This window comes from Neobacillus cucumis (assembly GCF_023715505.1).
This window is the reverse complement of record NZ_JAMBOH010000003.1, coordinates 143,203-159,674: the sequence shown is the minus strand read 5'-3', so window position 1 is coordinate 159,674 and position 16,472 is coordinate 143,203. Positions and strand designations below refer to the sequence as shown.

The 16,472-nt window shown below is 41.1% G+C and carries 18 protein-coding genes; 17 read left to right on the top strand and 1 reads right to left on the bottom strand.

The features are described 5' to 3' along the window. Positions 1 to 36: 36 nt before the first annotated feature. Complete coding sequence (locus M3226_RS05955; protein WP_251563516.1) at positions 37 to 1,311, bottom strand: replication-associated recombination protein A; 1,275 nt, start codon at positions 1,309 to 1,311, stop codon at positions 37 to 39. 227 nt (positions 1,312 to 1,538) lie between these two features. Here M3226_RS05955 and cymR point away from each other — a divergent pair, with 227 nt between their 5' ends. From cymR to M3226_RS05870, 17 genes are all read left to right on the top strand, one after another. Then, positions 1,539 to 1,958 (top strand): cysteine metabolism transcriptional regulator CymR, encoded by a 420-nt coding sequence (gene cymR, locus M3226_RS05950; protein ID WP_251563514.1) that lies wholly within the window; start codon positions 1,539 to 1,541, stop codon positions 1,956 to 1,958. A gap of 101 nt (positions 1,959 to 2,059) precedes the next feature. Further along, positions 2,060 to 3,202: a cysteine desulfurase family protein gene (locus M3226_RS05945; RefSeq protein ID WP_251563512.1), complete on the top strand. Its 1,143-nt coding sequence runs from the start codon at positions 2,060 to 2,062 to the stop codon at positions 3,200 to 3,202. 35 nt (positions 3,203 to 3,237) lie between these two features. Next, positions 3,238 to 4,356 (top strand): tRNA 2-thiouridine(34) synthase MnmA, encoded by a 1,119-nt coding sequence (mnmA, locus tag M3226_RS05940; protein WP_251563510.1) that lies wholly within the window; start codon positions 3,238 to 3,240, stop codon positions 4,354 to 4,356. Then, the gene (locus tag M3226_RS05935) at positions 4,346 to 4,564 is read left to right on the top strand and encodes a hypothetical protein (protein WP_251563508.1); all 219 of its coding nucleotides are present in this window, start codon (positions 4,346 to 4,348) and stop codon (positions 4,562 to 4,564) included. The genes mnmA and M3226_RS05935 overlap by 11 nt, the downstream gene beginning before the upstream one ends. A 49-nt stretch (positions 4,565 to 4,613) precedes the next feature. Beyond that, positions 4,614 to 5,267 (top strand): tetratricopeptide repeat protein, encoded by a 654-nt coding sequence (locus M3226_RS05930; protein WP_251563506.1) that lies wholly within the window; start codon positions 4,614 to 4,616, stop codon positions 5,265 to 5,267. Positions 5,268 to 5,296: 29 nt separating this feature from the next. Beyond that, positions 5,297 to 7,708 (top strand): SF1B family DNA helicase RecD2, encoded by a 2,412-nt coding sequence (gene recD2, locus M3226_RS05925; protein ID WP_251563504.1) that lies wholly within the window; start codon positions 5,297 to 5,299, stop codon positions 7,706 to 7,708. Between the two features lie 25 nt (positions 7,709 to 7,733). Then, positions 7,734 to 8,210 carry a PRC-barrel domain-containing protein gene (locus M3226_RS05920; RefSeq protein ID WP_251563502.1) on the top strand — a complete coding sequence of 159 codons (477 nt, stop codon included), beginning with the start codon at positions 7,734 to 7,736 and terminating at the stop codon, positions 8,208 to 8,210. Positions 8,211 to 8,221: 11 nt separating this feature from the next. Beyond that, on the top strand, positions 8,222 to 8,413 hold the full coding sequence (locus M3226_RS05915) for a hypothetical protein (RefSeq protein ID WP_098529891.1): 192 nt from the start codon (positions 8,222 to 8,224) through the stop codon (positions 8,411 to 8,413). A 49-nt stretch (positions 8,414 to 8,462) separates the two neighbouring features. Beyond that, positions 8,463 to 8,597 carry a YrzQ family protein gene (locus M3226_RS05910; protein WP_251563500.1) on the top strand — a complete coding sequence of 45 codons (135 nt, stop codon included), beginning with the start codon at positions 8,463 to 8,465 and terminating at the stop codon, positions 8,595 to 8,597. A gap of 93 nt (positions 8,598 to 8,690) precedes the next feature. After that, positions 8,691 to 9,755, top strand: a complete 1,065-nt coding sequence (locus tag M3226_RS05905) for an AI-2E family transporter (protein WP_251563498.1) — start codon at positions 8,691 to 8,693, stop codon at positions 9,753 to 9,755. 135 nt (positions 9,756 to 9,890) lie between these two features. Continuing rightward, entirely contained in the window at positions 9,891 to 10,364 is a 474-nt protein-coding gene (locus tag M3226_RS05900; RefSeq protein ID WP_251563496.1) for a hypothetical protein, read from the top strand. Next, on the top strand, positions 10,312 to 12,948 hold the full coding sequence (alaS, locus tag M3226_RS05895; protein ID WP_251563494.1) for an alanine--tRNA ligase: 2,637 nt from the start codon (positions 10,312 to 10,314) through the stop codon (positions 12,946 to 12,948). Before M3226_RS05900 ends, alaS begins: the two co-directional genes overlap by 53 nt. Positions 12,949 to 13,056: 108 nt before the next feature. Then, complete coding sequence (locus M3226_RS05890) at positions 13,057 to 13,323, top strand: IreB family regulatory phosphoprotein (RefSeq protein WP_251563492.1); 267 nt, start codon at positions 13,057 to 13,059, stop codon at positions 13,321 to 13,323. 3 nt (positions 13,324 to 13,326) lie between these two features. After that, positions 13,327 to 13,743 carry a Holliday junction resolvase RuvX gene (ruvX, locus tag M3226_RS05885; RefSeq protein WP_098529896.1) on the top strand — a complete coding sequence of 139 codons (417 nt, stop codon included), beginning with the start codon at positions 13,327 to 13,329 and terminating at the stop codon, positions 13,741 to 13,743. Between the two features lie 12 nt (positions 13,744 to 13,755). Beyond that, positions 13,756 to 14,055: a DUF1292 domain-containing protein gene (locus M3226_RS05880; protein ID WP_251563490.1), complete on the top strand. Its 300-nt coding sequence runs from the start codon at positions 13,756 to 13,758 to the stop codon at positions 14,053 to 14,055. 342 nt (positions 14,056 to 14,397) lie between these two features. After that, positions 14,398 to 15,534: an endolytic transglycosylase MltG gene (mltG, locus tag M3226_RS05875; RefSeq protein WP_251563488.1), complete on the top strand. Its 1,137-nt coding sequence runs from the start codon at positions 14,398 to 14,400 to the stop codon at positions 15,532 to 15,534. A 292-nt stretch (positions 15,535 to 15,826) separates the two neighbouring features. Further along, on the top strand, positions 15,827 to 16,471 hold the full coding sequence (locus M3226_RS05870; RefSeq protein ID WP_251563487.1) for an O-methyltransferase: 645 nt from the start codon (positions 15,827 to 15,829) through the stop codon (positions 16,469 to 16,471). Position 16,472: the final 1 nt, after the last annotated feature.

The window sequence follows — 16,472 nt, the reverse complement described above, 5'->3', positions numbered from 1 at the left end:
TTCTTCACATGGTGCCTGTCACCTTTTCTATTGTTTCTACTTTCTCGATCTGGTTAATTTTTCATATACGGTTGCTAGGGCTTGTTCGAATTTGCCTGTTTTTTTAGGCTGGTAGTATGTTTTGTTTTTTAGTTTGTTCGGTAAATATTGCTGAGGTACCCAGCCATTTTCATAGTCATGTGGATATAAGTAGCCAATTCCTCTGCCGAGCGCTTTTGCACCTTTATAATGGGCATCCTTTAAGTGGTCCGGCACTTCGCCGACAATTCCTTTTTGGATGTCATCTAGGGCCGCTTGAATGGCCAAAACGGCTGAATTAGATTTAGGTGATAAGCAAAGTTCAATTACTGCATTTGCGAGTGGAATCCTTGCCTCGGGAAAGCCAATTCTTTCAGCTGTTTCAATGGCTGCTAATGTCCGTGCTCCCGCTTGTGGATTAGCTAGACCTATATCCTCATAAGCAATCACAATCAATCTGCGGCTGATACTTGGCAGGTCACCCGCTTCAATTAAGCGGCCAAGGTAGTGAAGGGCAGCATCCACATCGCTCCCGCGAATAGACTTTTGAAAAGCAGAGAGGACATCATAATGACCATCGCCATCTTTATCTGCAACCAAACTTTTCTTTTGCAAACATTCCTCAGCCGTTTCCACATCAATATGAATGACACCTTCAGCACCTTTATCGGTTGATAGAATGGCCAGTTCCAGTGCGTTCAACGAGCTGCGAACATCCCCATTTGACCCTTGAGAAAAATGCAATAATGCTTCTTCAGAAATCTCTACCTTTTCTCTACCATAGCCGCGCTCATCATCACGGAGTGCTCGCACTAAGGCTTGCTTGACCTCATCCGGGGACAAAGGCTTTAGTTCAAAAATTTGACAGCGGCTTCGAATCGCCGGGTTAATCGCATGATAGGGATTACTTGTTGTGGCTCCAATTAATACGATCATTCCGTTTTCCAGATAGGGGAGAAGAAAATCTTGTTTGGCTTTATCTAAACGGTGGACTTCATCAAGCAGCAGAATGACTTTCCCAGACATTTTTGCCTCTGCTGCCACAATCTCCATATCTTTTTTATTATTTGTTACCGCGTTTAATGTGCGAAAGGCGTATTTTGTACTTCCGGCAATGGCGCTTGCAATCGAAGTTTTCCCAATGCCAGGCGGTCCATATAGGATCATGGAGGTAAGCTGTTTCGCCTTCACCATTCTTGCGATAATTTTCCCATCCCCCACAAGATGCTGCTGTCCGACAACTTCCTCGATTGTTCGTGGCCGCATACGGAATGCTAATGGTTTTTGCTGCATAATCATCTCTCCAAAATTGAACTGACTGTCTTGCTTGAAAATTTATTTTTTATAGTAGAATAGGTACTGATTTTATAAGGACTAAATAGAATCTTCCAATTTAACTTTACCATTTTCCATTGAAAAAGCATATTAAAGAAGAATATGATATAATTTTTAATGCCTATCAATTTACTGAGATTATTTTTATTAATAGATACATTAACGAATAGGGGTGCAATAGATAGATGAAGATTTCTACTAAAGGTCGTTATGGTTTGACAATTATGATTGAACTAGCTAAAAAACATGGTGAAGGTCCTACCTCTCTAAAGACGATTGCTCAAGCAAATGAACTATCCGAGCATTACTTAGAACAATTAATTGCTCCATTACGCAATGCAGGTTTGGTCAAAAGTATAAGAGGAGCTTATGGTGGATATGAATTGACTAATGTGCCATCAAAAATTACCGCTGGCGATGTCATTCGTGTGCTAGAAGGTCCGATTACCCCTGTCGAAGGGATTGAAGATGAAGAACCTGCCAAGCGCGAGTTGTGGATCCGAATCCGTGATGCGATTAGAGGTGTTTTGGATAACACTACATTAGAGGATTTGGCCAGCCACAGTGATGACCAGGAGCCAGATGGCTATATGTTTTATATTTAGGGTTAAAGATAAAAGCGAGTCAGTAATGGAAGCAGCAGCCATTAATTTATAATATTTTTAGATGAATGATAAATGAGAATTATTTGATTGAAGGTGTAATTATGGAACGAATCTATCTCGACCATGCCGCAACGAGTCCGATGCATCCAAAGGTGATTGACAAGATGGTAACCATTATGAATGCTACATTTGGGAATCCTTCGAGCATTCATTCATTCGGCAGGGAGGCTCGTCATTATATTGATTTAGCGCGGGCCGCACTTGCTCGCAGTATCGGAGCCCAGGAAACAGAGATTATTTTTACAGGCGGCGGGACTGAAGCAGATAATATGGCGTTATTTGGTGTCGCTGAAAGTTACCAAACAAAGGGCAAACATATTATCACAACGCAGGTAGAACATCATGCTGTGCTGCATGCTTGCGAAAAGTTAGAAAAAATGGGCTACGAAGTTACCTATCTGCCAGTGGATGAAACAGGGCGAATCCGAATAACAGACCTCCAAGCGGCATTAAGGGATGATACGATTCTAGTATCGGTTATGTATGGCAATAATGAAGTCGGAACCATCCATCCAATTAACGAAATTGGTCAGCTGCTTCAAGAGCACCAAGCTATTTTTCATACTGATGCAGTCCAAGCTTACGGGGTAGAAGACATCGATGTTAACGATAGTAAAATTGATTTGTTATCTGTTTCTGCTCATAAAATAAATGGCCCAAAGGGAGTTGGCTTTCTTTTTGCAAGATCAACGGTCAAAATAGCACCACGTCTCTTTGGTGGTGAACAAGAAAGAAAACGCCGAGCCGGGACGGAAAATGTTGCTTCAATCGTAGGATTTCATGAAGCGGTTTTGATAGTGAACGAAGAGCGGTCAGTTAAACGTGAAAAGTTTATTGAACTGAAAGAAACGTTAATAGAAAAGCTCCATGAAGGACAGGTTGAATTTAACATAAACGGATCGCTTGAATATTCACTGCCACATGTATTAAACTTAAGCTTTCCTGGAACTAGTGTGGAAGCAATGCTTGTCAATCTTGATTTGGCTGGTGTTGCTGTTTCGAGCGGCTCAGCTTGTACAGCTGGTTCGATTGAGCCTTCCCATGTTCTTGTTGCCATGTATGGTAAACAATCAGAGCGGCTGACCAATTCCATCCGTTTCAGCTTTGGTTTTACTACGACAAAGGAAGAGGTTAGTAAAACCGCTGAAGAAATTGCGAAAATTGTTAAGCGCCTGAAAAAATAGATGTAGATGAATTGCTAGACGAGAGAGGTGAAAACATGGAAAGAAAGGATCCAAAGGATACACGGGTAGTAGTTGGGATGTCAGGTGGAGTGGATTCCTCTGTTGCAGCCCTTTTATTGAAGCAGCAAGGCTATGATGTTATCGGCATTTTTATGAAAAACTGGGATGATACCGATGAAAATGGTGTCTGTACAGCAACAGAAGATTACGAGGACGTTATTCGTGTCTGCAATCAAATTGGCATTCCCTATTATGCTGTAAACTTTGAAAAACAATATTGGGACAAGGTATTTACTTATTTCCTTGATGAATATAAGGCGGGCAGGACGCCAAATCCTGACGTGATGTGTAACAAAGAAATCAAATTTAAAGCCTTCCTAGAACATGCGATGAACTTAGGTGCGGATTATCTTGCGACAGGACACTATGCCCGCGTCGAGTTCCGCGATGGCGAATATAAAATGCTTCGCGGCCTTGATGAAAACAAAGATCAAACCTATTTCCTAAATCAATTATCGCAGGAGCAGATAAGTAAAGTAATGTTCCCAATTGGTAATCTTGAAAAGTCCAGGGTTCGGGAAATTGCCAAGGAGGCAGAGCTTGCTACTGCAACGAAAAAAGACAGTACCGGGATTTGCTTTATTGGCGAACGGAATTTTAAAGAGTTCTTAGGTCAATATTTACCTGCACAGCCCGGGAATATGGAGACGTTTGACGGTGAGGTCAAAGGCAAACATGAAGGACTCATGTATCATACGATTGGCCAGCGTCATGGTCTTGGGATTGGCGGTTCTGGTGAGCCATGGTTTGCCATTGGTAAGGATTTAAAAAGAAATATCCTTTATGTCGGCCAAGGTTTCCATCATGAAAAACTTTATTCCGATGGGATTACAGCTGTGAATGTAAGCTGGGTTTCAAATCGTGAAAAGCCTGCTGAATTTGAATGCACAGCAAAATTCCGTTATCGTCAGGAAGACCATAAAGTCACCGTTCGCCTGTTAGAAGGCGATAAAGTTCAAGTCATGTTCCATGAACCTATCCGAGCGATTACGCCTGGACAAGCCGCTGTTTTTTATCTAGGTGACGAATGCCTTGGCGGCGGAACGATTGATGAAGTTTATAAAAATGGTGAACGTTTAACATATGTTGGCTAAAAAAGATCCTGATTCCTTTATTGGAGTCAGGTCTTTTTTTGCGAGAGTATTGCTGTTTGGCGGAATAAATGGCAATATGGGCGGAATTAATGAAAAAATGTGCGGAATAATTCCAATATGGAGTGGAATAAAAGCTGGATTCGGCGGAATTACTTCAAAAACCGACGGAATCCCACAATACGGTCTCAGCCTAAGATACAAACGGTAACTTTTAATTAAAATATGATATACTTTCTTTTAGGATTGGAGTTGAAAAAATGGATAAAAACCAATTAGGTGTACAATACATGCAAGAAGGTAACTGGGAAGAGGCTGCTAAAGCCTTTAACGATGCAATTGAAGCAAACCCAAAAGACCCAGTAGCCTATATCAATTTTGGCAATGTTCTATCAGCAGTAGGCGACGACGAAAAAGCAATCAAATTTTATCAAAAAGCAATAGAAATCGACGAAAACGCGGCTGCTGCTTACTATAGTATCGGAAACATCCTCTTTAGCCATGACCGCTTCTCGGAAGCAAAACATAGTTTCGAGCAAGCCATGAAAAAAGGACTTGACTCAAGTGACACCTACTTTATGTTAGGTCTAACACTCCTGCAGCTAGACCAAGGCAAGCTAGCTCTTCCATACCTGCAGCGAAGTGTCGAGTTAAACGAGAAGGACTCAGAGGCCCGCTTCCAGTACGGACTATGCCTCGCTCAAAATGATCTTATTGATGAAGCCATCATTGAACTAGAAAAATGCATTGACCTAGACCCTGTTCATTCCGATGCTTATTATAATTTAGGTGTCTCGTATGCATTCAAGGAAAATCAGACCCAAGCACTGGCTATGTTTAATAAAGCACTCGAGATCCAGCCAGACCATTTACTAGCAGGTCATGGCAAGAAATTACTTGAACAAAATCTCTAATATATAAAAAACCGAAAGGAGGGAGCAGAATGGAAAAACAAGACACCCTTGATTTATTCGCGGAACAAGGAAAGTTTGTAAAAGGAAGACCAATTGTAACGATTTTCCATAACGAACAAAACCTCTATACAGTCCTCAGAATCCGCGTCGATGAAACCAATGATCAATACGATGACAAAGAAGCGGTCATAACAGGATATTTTCCGAAAATCCATGAACAGGAAACCTATGTATTTTTCGGAGAGTTTAAAGAACATCCAAAGTTTGGACTCCAGTTCCATACGAATCATTTTCGCAAGGACATGCCTCAGACGAAACAAGGGGTCATTGCTTATTTATCAGGTGATATGTTTAAGGGTATTGGGAAGAAAACAGCAGAGAACATAGTGGAGACTCTTGGTGAAAATGCCATCTCAAAAATTCTTAATCAGCCGTCATTACTCGATTCCATTCCAAAGCTCCCTCCTGAAAAAGCTAAAATGCTTTATGATACCTTAATGGAGCATCAGGGCCTTGAGCAAGTGATGGTCGCCTTAAACCAATACGGTTTTGGGCCGCAAATTTCTATGCGTATTTATCAAGCCTATAAAGATGAAACTCTATCCATTATTCAAAAAAATCCCTATCAGCTTGTCGAGGACATTGAGGGGATTGGTTTTGGCCGGGCGGACGAGTTGGGCTATCAATTGGGGATTTCCGGAAACCATCCTGATCGGATCAAAGCGGCCTGCCTTTACACGCTCGAAAATGAAAGCATGCAAACAGGCCATGTTTTTTTACACGCGGAGGATTTGCTCGAACAAGTAAAGTTACTACTTGAAGAAAATAAGCGCGATCAAATTGAGTTCACTGATATCTCAAGCGAACTGATTAAACTTGAAGAAGAGGGGAAAATAATCGGCGAAGAAAAGCGAATTTATCTCCCGTCATTATTTTTCGCGGAAAAAGGTCTTGTTACGAGTATTAATCGTATCTTACAGCAAACCGAATACAGCGAACAATTCCCTGAATCTGAGTTCCTTCTGGCATTAGGCGGCTTAGAAGAGCGTTTAGGTGTGCAATATGCCCCTTCACAAAGAGAAGCCATTCAAAATGCGCTCATGTCTCCTATGCTCATCCTAACAGGTGGCCCCGGAACAGGTAAAACAACTGTTATAAAAGGGATTGTCGAGCTTTACGGTGAACTGCACGGCTGTTCGCTTGAACCAAAGGATTACTTTAAAAAAGAGGAACCGTTTCCGATTTTACTAGCAGCCCCGACCGGCCGAGCAGCGAAACGAATGACTGAATCCACAGGACTGCCTGCCGTTACGATTCACCGCTTACTTGGCTTTAATGGGACAGAAGGATTTGACCGTGATGAAACAAGTCCGCTAGAGGGGAAAATATTGATAGTCGATGAGACGTCGATGCTGGATATATGGCTTGCTAATCAATTGTTTAAGGCCTTGCCGGAACATATTCAAGTCATCATGGTAGGTGACGAGGATCAGCTTCCATCAGTCGGACCTGGGCAAGTGTTAAAGGATTTACTGAAGTCTGAGCGGATTCCGACTGTTCGCCTAACGGATATCTACCGTCAGGCAGAGGGATCTTCGATTATTGAACTGGCGCATGATATTAAAAAGGGCTATCTGCCGCCAAATGTCACCGCAAAACAAGCTGATCGCTCTTTTATTAAATGTTCAACAGCACAAGTGGCTCAGGTTATCGAAAAAGTGGCCCTTAATGCCAAAAACAAAGGATATACCGCAAGAGATATTCAGGTGCTCGCACCGATGTATCGTGGACCTGCTGGTATTGACCGTTTGAATGTCTTATTACAGGAGATATTTAACCCTAATCCTGATGGGAAACGTAAGGAAATCGTCTTTGGCGATGTAAAATACCGAATTGGTGACAAGGTGCTTCAACTCGTTAATCAACCGGATAGCAATGTATTTAACGGAGATATCGGTGAAATTATCTCGATTATCTATGCCAAAGAAAATACCGAAAAACAAGATATGATTTATATTTCCTTTGAAGGAAATGAAGTCGAATATACAAGGCAGGACCTAAATCAAATAACTCATGCGTATTGCTGCTCCGTCCATAAATCACAGGGCAGTGAATTTCCAATTGTCATTCTTCCTATCACAAGAAGCTACTATAGGATGCTCCAAAGGAACTTAATTTACACAGCCATTACTCGTAGTAAACAATCATTGATAATTTGCGGGGAAGAAGATGCACTGAGGATGGGGATTGAACGGGCAGATGAACTCCAAAGACAAACAACACTCTGCCAAAAGCTTCAAGAATCCATCATAAATGTGACTCAAACGAATGTTGATACTTCCAGTGAGTTATCCTATGAGGAAGAAATGATGCAGGTCCATCCAATGATTGGGATGGAAAACCTTACACCTTATGATTTTCTAGCTAATGACGGAAACTAAGAAATGTTCGGGGGGTGGAAACTCTTTGCGGACATTTTCTTTATTAAAAGGGCAGCCTGTTTTTGAAACTAAAAGCGGAACCAAAATAGGTGAGATTACCGATCTTTGTATAGCAAGCACCGGAAAAGTCGAAGGCCTATTAGTTAAAAAAGGGATATTCTTCAAGCAAACGTTCTATTTGGATATTCAAAAAGTGGCCTCCTTTGGCTGGGATGGGGTAATGGTTGAAGATACTGGGTATTTAGAAAAACTAAAAGAGAGTCCTGAATATACGTTAAACCACCAACATTCCTTAGACGGCATGATGATGCTTTCTAAAAGCGGTGATTCGCTTGGATTGTTAAAGGATGTATATTTTCAGGAAGAATTGGGCACAATCGTAGGGTATGAAATTACGGATGGCTTCTTTTCGGATATCACGGAAGGCAAACAAGTCATTCAATCCGGGAAGCCCATCGCGATCGGAAAGGATGCCATTATCGTAGATGTAGAAAATACGTGAGGTGTCTTTTCATGTTTAAGTGTCCCAATTGTCAGAGCAAAGATATTGGCAAAATTGGTATTAACCAGTATTATTGCTGGAACTGTTTTATCGAACTCTCTGTAAACAAAGGTATCATCAATACCCATCAGGTCGAAGAAGACGGGTCATTAAGTTCGTTGGATGATTTGTTTGAAGAAGAAGAACGTCGTTATACGATTTAAAACCGAGGGACCTCGGAAGTCTGGCCAATCTGTTAAAGAGGTGAGACGAATGAATAAAATGATGACGACAATGGTTGCTTTTGGTGCAGGGATGGCAGCGTACAATATAGCCCAAAGAAATAATATGATGTCAGCCCGCAATATGAAAAAGATTCAAAAAAAGGTAAAGCGCGCGATATTTTAGGTTATTCCCCCTCAAGGTCCTTGAGGGGGATTTTAGCATAACCTGTATATTTCCACCATCAGTCTCCAAAACTAATCGAAGGAGGTCCTTGATGTGGATATTCGTGTAAAATGGTATTATCGAATTGGGTTCTTGCTCCTTTTATTAATCGCAATCTTCATTTTTTTAAAGATTAGTTCACTATGGATGCCGATTGTTAAAATAATTGGAACGATCATTTTTCCTTTCATTATTGCTGGTTTTATTACTTATTTACTGCACCCGATTGTAGAGAAATTGCATGAAAAAGGACTGCATCGTGGTCTTGCTATTATCCTCATTTATTTTATTTTTTTTGGTGGTATCGGCTTTTCATTATATAAAGGAATACCAGTCGTCATTGACCAAATAAAAGATTTATCTGAAAGTGCTCCCATCTTTGCTGAGCAGTATCGGGACTGGATTTCATTGCTGCAGAAACATACAAGGGAATGGCCAGATGGTCTGCAAGCAAGGGTTGATGAGGGAATCGATGCAATTGAAAACAAGCTCAATTCTCTATTAACGATTATTGTCAACATTCTTGTTAACATTCTGAATTCTGCCTTACTGATGATGATTATTCCGTTTATTACCTTCTATATGCTAAAAGATTATCCGCTATTAAAAAGGACTGTTTGGTATTTAACACCCAAAAGATGGCGCAAGAAAGGCTCGTTGTTTCTTAAGGATGTAGACCATTCACTTGGGGGTTACATTAGAGGGCAGCTGCTCGTTTGTGTTATTATTGGCAGTATTTCTTCGCTGTTATTTTGGCTCTTTCATCTAAATTATCCGCTGCTTTTAGGAATGATTGTCGGTGCCACCAATGTAATACCTTATTTTGGTCCAATTATCGGGGCTGTCCCCGCAGTTATTATTGCTGCCACCATCTCGATGAAATTGGTTATTATTACGATTGTCATTGTCTTTGGATTACAGTTTCTTGAGGGGAATATTTTATCACCTTATATTGTTGGGAAAAGTTTACATATGCACCCTTTGTTAATTATGGCGGCCTTAACCACTGGTGGTGAAGTTGGCGGGATTTTAGGGTTAATCCTCGCCGTTCCAATCCTTGCTATCCTCAAAGTGGGCATTATCCATGCAAAAAACCACTTAATGAAGGAATCAAATTGACAAACGTTTTGTTGGTGTCTATAATTCGTGATATAGAATAATTGTTTGAAAATGTAGAAGGATTGAGTATGTTGTAGTCCATCTGTAACGCTTAGCGTAAAAGAGAGGAGCTTCCCAGGCTGAAAGAAGCTCTAGATGAAGGATAACAGAAAGCTAATCTGGAGTGCAGCTAATCACTGCCGTCACTGCCGCGTTAAGGCAGATTTTGAGAGATGGATACAGAATTTTGTATTCATAATCAGGGTGGTACCGCGAGATAAGCTCTCGTCCCTGTTTTGGGATGAGGGCTTTTTTGTATGCATTTTTAAAATGGATCTGTTAGACGACATTGTTGTTTTTTATACTTTGTTGATTGGAGCAGAAGGCGCTCGGCTCCTCGAAAATGCTAACGCATTTCCTTCGTGCGTGGGCGGCTTCCAGGATGTAAAATCAATGTCCTGCGGGAGTACGGGGCCGAGGAGGCTCCCCGGCACGCCCGCGGGTTTGCTGAGCGCCTGGAGCGGAAATCAACAACCAAATTTAACAGAGCCTTTAAAATTAAGGAGGTTTATAAAAAATGAAAAAATTAACAGGAGCTCAAATTCGTTCCATGTTTCTGCAATTTTTTAATGAAGAAAAAGGACACAACATTGAACCAAGTGCCTCACTTGTCCCGCATGATGACCCATCATTATTGTGGATTAACAGTGGAGTTGCAACCCTAAAGAAATATTTTGATGGTCGTGTGGTTCCAGAAAATCCAAGGATTACGAATGCGCAAAAGTCTATTCGTACAAACGATATCGAAAATGTCGGAAAAACAGCCCGCCACCATACATTCTTTGAAATGCTAGGTAACTTCTCCATCGGAGATTATTTCAAGGATGAAGCAATCGTGTGGGCTTGGGAGTTTTTAACTTCGGATAAGTGGATTGGCTTTGACCCAGAACTGCTAAGTGTTACGGTCCACCCAGAAGATCATGAAGCTTATGACATTTGGAATAAAAAGATTGGAATACCTGAGGAACGAATTATCCGTTTGGAAGGGAATTTCTGGGACATCGGGGAAGGACCAAGTGGACCTAATACCGAAATTTTTTATGACCGTGGCCCAGAGTATGGCGATGACCCTAGTGACCCTGAATTATATCCTGGCGGTGAGAACGAACGCTACCTTGAGGTTTGGAATCTTGTATTTTCACAATTTAACCATAATCCGGATGGTACATATACACCACTGCCAAAGAAAAACATTGATACAGGGATGGGGCTCGAGCGGATGGCGTCCGTTGTGCAAAATGTTCCTACCAACTTTGATACTGACTTATTTATCCCAATTATCCGCTCAACAGAAGAAATCTCTGGCGTAAGCTATGGCATAGACAAAGAACAAGACGTTGCTTTCAAAGTCATTGCTGACCATATCCGTACGGTTGCCTTTGCTGTTGGTGATGGAGCCCTGCCATCAAATGAAGGCCGCGGCTATGTGCTGCGTCGTTTACTGCGCCGTGCCGTTCGCTACGCAAAGCAAATCAATATTAATCGTCCATTTATGTTTGAACTTGTACCGGTAGTTGGCGAGATTATGCAGGACTATTATCCGGAAGTAAAGGATAAAACAGAATTTATTCAAAAGGTTATCAAAAATGAGGAAGAGCGTTTCCACGAAACCCTTCATGAAGGATTAACGATTTTAGCTAGTGTAATCAGCAAGGAAAAAGAAAAGGGCAGCGATACAATCTCCGGAGCTGATATTTTCCGCCTCTATGACACATACGGTTTCCCTGTTGAATTAACAGAAGAGTATGCAGAAGAAGAAGGCATGAAGGTTGATCATGATGGATTTGAGACTGAAATGGAGCAGCAGCGTGAACGTGCCCGGGCAGCCCGTCAGGATGTCGATTCCATGCAGGTTCAAGGCGGTGTCCTCAGGGACGTTAAACTTGAAAGTAAATTCGTCGGTTATGACGAACTAAACACTCAATCTTCCGTAATCGCCATTATTAAAGACGGTGAACTTATTGAACAGGCTGGAATGGGTGAAGAAGTTCAGGTTCTCCTTGACAACACTCCTTTCTATGCAGAAAGCGGAGGTCAGATAGCTGACCGGGGCTTCCTTAATGGTGATAGGGTGACCGCTTTGGTTAAGGATGTTCAAAAAGCACCAAATGGTCAAAACCTTCACAAGGTAATTGTAGAGAGCGGCAGTTTGAAAACTAATCAACAGGTTACCGCTGCGGTTGACGCTGAAAATCGGGTCAAAATTATTAAAAACCATACGGCAACACATCTGCTTCATCGTGCCTTAAAAGATGTGCTTGGGGAGCATGTTAACCAGGCAGGCTCACTCGTTGAACCTGATCGTCTCCGTTTTGACTTTTCCCACTTTGGTCAAATACAGCCGGAAGAGTTGGAACAAGTTGAACGAATCGTTAACGAAAAGATTTGGCGCAATATTGAAGTAAATATTAGCTTAAAGCCAATTGCTGAAGCAAAAGCATTGGGAGCAATGGCACTGTTTGGTGAGAAATATGGCGACATTGTCCGCGTCGTTAGAGTTGGAGATTACAGCTTAGAACTTTGCGGTGGATGTCATGTACCGAATACCTCTGTCATTGGTCTGTTTAAAATTGTTTCAGAGAGCGGAATTGGTGCCGGGACTAGAAGAATTGAAGCTGTAACAGGTGAATCAGCTTATAAATTATTAAATGAGCAGGTTGGTTTATTAAAGGATGCAGCTGATAAATTAAAAACCAATCCAAAAGATATTGGCAGCCGGATTGAGGGTCTGATGACTGAAATTAAGCAGCTTCAGCGTGAAAATGAATCACTAGCTGCAAAGCTTGGAAATATTGAAGCTGGCAACCTTGTTTCAAATGCAAAAGAAATTGAGGGAGTAACGGTTTTATCTGCAAAAGTCCAAGCTGCTGATATGAATAACCTTCGGAATATGGCCGATGATTTGAAACAAAAGCTTGGATCAGCTGTGATTGTCCTTGGCAGCGCGCATGATGGAAAAGTAAATCTGATTGCGGCAGTTACAAAGGACTTAATCGAAAGAGGCTATCATGCTGGTAAATTGATTAAAGAGGTTGCTTCCCGATGCGGCGGCGGCGGCGGCGGCCGTCCGGATATGGCGCAAGCCGGCGGAAAAGATCCAGAAAAATTGGATGCAGCACTTCAATTCGTTAATGAATGGGTGAAATCCATTTGATAATGGGACAAAGTAGTGTAAAATGTAAATAAACTACCACTAGAAAAGCTGCAGTCCATAACACTGCAGCTAGACAATACTCGTCAAATAATAAGCGAGGTGCATGAAATGAGCTCATTTGATAAAACGATGCGGTTTAATTTTCCAGAAGAGCCGTTTGAACACGACGTAAATGATGTTCTTTTGCAAGTCTATGAGGCCTTACAGGAAAAAGGGTATAATCCAATCAACCAAATAGTTGGATATTTACTATCAGGAGACCCTGCCTATATTCCACGTCATCGTGACGCTCGTAACATTATACGTAAGCTGGAACGGGATGAAATTATTGAGGAATTGGTAAAATTCTATCTAAAACAACAACGAGAGGGTTAATGAATGCGCGCAATGGGATTAGATGTAGGCTCAAAAACCGTCGGCATTGCCTTGAGTGATGAGCTCGGCTGGACGGCCCAGGGCTTGAAGACCCTAAAAATCAATGAAGAAAAAAAACAGTTTGGTTTTGAGGAAATTGGGCAATTAATAAAGGAGTATCAAGTCGATACAGTCGTTATTGGATTACCTAAAAATATGAACGGGACGATTGGACCACGCGGGGAGGCAAGTAAGCAATATGCAGCCGAGATTGAGAGCAGATTTTCTGTTCCAACCGTTTTGTGGGACGAGCGGTTAACAACAATGGCTGCTGAACGTGTCTTGCTTGAGGCAGATGTCAGCCGCAAAAAGCGCAAGAAGGTTATTGATAAAATGGCAGCAGTTATGATTCTCCAAGGTTATCTTGATAGCAAAAATTAATGAGGTGAAAAAATGGCACACGAACATAATCAGGAAGAAGATCGTTACATTACACTTGTTGATGAAAATGGTGATGAACAATTATTTGAAATACTTTTCACATTTGACTCTGACGAGTTTGAAAAATCCTATGTATTCTTTTACCCAGTAGGTGCAAATGAAAATGAGGAAGAGGAAATTGATATCCTCACCTATGCTTATATTCCAACTGAAGACGGTGGTTTCGGAGAGTTAATGGAAATCGAAACGGACGAAGAGTGGGATATGGTAGAAGAAGTATTTAATACCTTTAACGAGGAACAAGAAGAATAAGTTTTAAAACCGGCTGCTAATTTAGCCGGTTTTTTTAATGTTTGATAAGGGAGCTTTGACGTTGAAAATGGTCCAGCTCCAGCGCCCTAGTGGCTAGTGTCCTTCGAACTCCGCCCTACGATAAGTCAACATCGAATCGCTTACGCTCTTCGTGTTTTCCTTTATCTCAGTTGGAGTTCTCCAGTCCATACGCCGCTGACCAAGGCGCTTACGCTTTTTCTTATGACATATTTATTGATAAATTGACATTTTTCATACTATATGCTGAAATATTATGGATATCTATTTTAAGATAATTTATTAAATAGTAGAATACCATTGGTCTTGGGAAGGGGGAACAGAATGACAAAAAAAGAAAAAGGCAATAAACAAGATGTCATTCGACAAAAAATGCTAGAACAACATTATGAAGCGAAAATTGTCCGCAAAATTGTTTTATTTATAGCTTTATTCCTGCTATTATTCATAGTTTTAATTGGCGGTGGAGGTTACCTCTACATTCAGTCTGCCCTAAAGCCTATTGATGCAAATAGTAAGATGTATAAAACAGTAGATATTCCAATCGGATCTTCTGTGACAGGGATTGGTGAGAGGTTAGAGAAAAATGGAATGATTAAAAATGCAAAGGTTTTTAAGTACTATGTGAAGCTTAAAAATGAAGGCGGCTTTATGGCGGGAAAATATCAGCTAAGCCCATCAATGGATGTTCCTGAAATTGTCAGCCGTTTGAAAACAGGAAAAGTTTTGGCGGAAGCTACCTTTAAAATCACGATTCCTGAAGGTAAACAGCTGAAGGAAATTGCCGCGATTATTGCAAAAGCTACTCATCAAAATGAAGCTGATGTATTTAACAAACTAAATGATAAACAATATATCAAATCGCTTATGATCAAATATCCTGATATCTTAACAGATGAAATCTTGCATTCTACTGTAAAGTATCCGCTCGAAGGGTATTTATATCCGGCAACGTATCCATTTTTTAAGCCAAATCCTTCCGTTGAAGAAATAGTTACAGCCATGCTTGATAAAACAAGAACAGTATTATCTGATTACACGGAAAAAAGTAAAGAAAAAAAGTTATCCATCCATCAATTATTAACGATGGCCTCTCTTGTTGAGGAGGAAGCAACCGGTAAGGCTGACCGGAAAACAATTGCCAGTGTATTTTACAATCGGCTGAAATCAGGAATGCCGCTCCAAACAGATCCTACCGTGTTATATGCGCAAGGAAAACACAAAGAAAAAGTTTTTTATAAGGATTTAGAGGTTAATTCTCCATATAACACCTATAAAAATACGGGATTGCCGCCGGGGCCAATTGCCAATTCCGGCAGGGTTTCGATTGAAGCAGCACTTGATCCGAACCAAACCGATTATTACTATTTCCTAGCAACAGCAAATGGCGATGTTATTTTTACAAAAACATTAGCTGAGCATAATCAAAAAAAGTCTGAGTATATTTCCAATGAAAAATAAATATAACTTGGGGGAAAGATTAGCATTCCCCTTTTTTTTATGGTAAAATAACTCAGGTGTTTTAATAAGTAATCTATAGCGTAACCCACAGTTAAAGGAATTGGAGGCAGTAACTGCCCCAAGAGCACACAAGCTTTTCAGCTTGTCTGGTTATCCGCATCTGTGAGCGCTATTTTTTCATGTCTAAAGAATACATCTTTGGCAAATACTAAAAGCATTTGATTTTAAGAATGGTCCGGATATTAGCGTCCCGCGCTGCCGGCTATCTTATGAGGATAGAGGTGACGGCAGCTTGTTAAATAATGAGAAGCTGCATTCTTATATTGAGAGTCTATTTCCTGACAGGAACCCCTTGTTTAGCGAAATGGAGAATTATGCAAGTGAACATCATGTTCCGATCATGGAACTGGCCGGAATTGAAACCATGCTGCAATTATTGAGAATCCACCGCTCAAGTAGAATTCTTGAGGTCGGTACAGCGATTGGTTATTCGGCATTACGAATGGCTGCAGCCCTACCTGAGGCAAAAATTGTCACGATTGAACGGGACATCGAGAGAATTCAAACAGCAAAAGAATATATCCAGCGATCCGGCAGGGCTGAACAAATCACCTTAATTGAGGGAGATGCCCTTCTTGTGGAGGACGCTGTTCGCAGCCATGGCCCTTTCGATGCCATTTTTATTGATGCAGCTAAAGGCCAGTATAAAAAGTTCTTTGAGCTTTATGCAACGTATCTTAAAGCTGAAGGGATGGTTATTACAGATAATGTCTTGTTCAAAGGCCTTGTTGCAGAAGCGGAGATTGAATCAAAAAGAATCCGTAATCTTGTCAAAAAAATAGATGAATTTAATCAGTGGTTGATGAATCACCCTGAGTATGATTCTGTTATATTACCAGTTGGTGACGGAATTGCTATTAGCACAAAGAAGAGGTGAG

Excerpts from the sequence above, each read along its gene's own strand:
- M3226_RS05955 (WP_251563516.1), bottom strand. The coding sequence starts at position 1,311 with ATGCAGCAAAAACCATTAGCATTCCGTATGCGGCCACGAACAATCGAG.
- cymR (WP_251563514.1), top strand. The coding sequence starts at position 1,539 with ATGAAGATTTCTACTAAAGGTCGTTATGGTTTGACAATTATGATTGAA.
- M3226_RS05945 (WP_251563512.1), top strand. The coding sequence starts at position 2,060 with ATGGAACGAATCTATCTCGACCATGCCGCAACGAGTCCGATGCATCCA.
- mnmA (WP_251563510.1), top strand. The coding sequence starts at position 3,238 with ATGGAAAGAAAGGATCCAAAGGATACACGGGTAGTAGTTGGGATGTCA.
- M3226_RS05935 (WP_251563508.1), top strand. The coding sequence starts at position 4,346 with ATGTTGGCTAAAAAAGATCCTGATTCCTTTATTGGAGTCAGGTCTTTT.
- M3226_RS05930 (WP_251563506.1), top strand. The coding sequence starts at position 4,614 with ATGGATAAAAACCAATTAGGTGTACAATACATGCAAGAAGGTAACTGG.
- recD2 (WP_251563504.1), top strand. The coding sequence starts at position 5,297 with ATGGAAAAACAAGACACCCTTGATTTATTCGCGGAACAAGGAAAGTTT.
- M3226_RS05915 (WP_098529891.1), top strand. The coding sequence starts at position 8,222 with ATGTTTAAGTGTCCCAATTGTCAGAGCAAAGATATTGGCAAAATTGGT.
- M3226_RS05910 (WP_251563500.1), top strand. The coding sequence starts at position 8,463 with ATGAATAAAATGATGACGACAATGGTTGCTTTTGGTGCAGGGATGGCA.
- M3226_RS05900 (WP_251563496.1), top strand. The coding sequence starts at position 9,891 with ATGAAGGATAACAGAAAGCTAATCTGGAGTGCAGCTAATCACTGCCGT.
- alaS (WP_251563494.1), top strand. The coding sequence starts at position 10,312 with ATGAAAAAATTAACAGGAGCTCAAATTCGTTCCATGTTTCTGCAATTT.
- M3226_RS05890 (WP_251563492.1), top strand. The coding sequence starts at position 13,057 with ATGAGCTCATTTGATAAAACGATGCGGTTTAATTTTCCAGAAGAGCCG.
- ruvX (WP_098529896.1), top strand. The coding sequence starts at position 13,327 with ATGCGCGCAATGGGATTAGATGTAGGCTCAAAAACCGTCGGCATTGCC.
- M3226_RS05880 (WP_251563490.1), top strand. The coding sequence starts at position 13,756 with ATGGCACACGAACATAATCAGGAAGAAGATCGTTACATTACACTTGTT.
- mltG (WP_251563488.1), top strand. The coding sequence starts at position 14,398 with ATGACAAAAAAAGAAAAAGGCAATAAACAAGATGTCATTCGACAAAAA.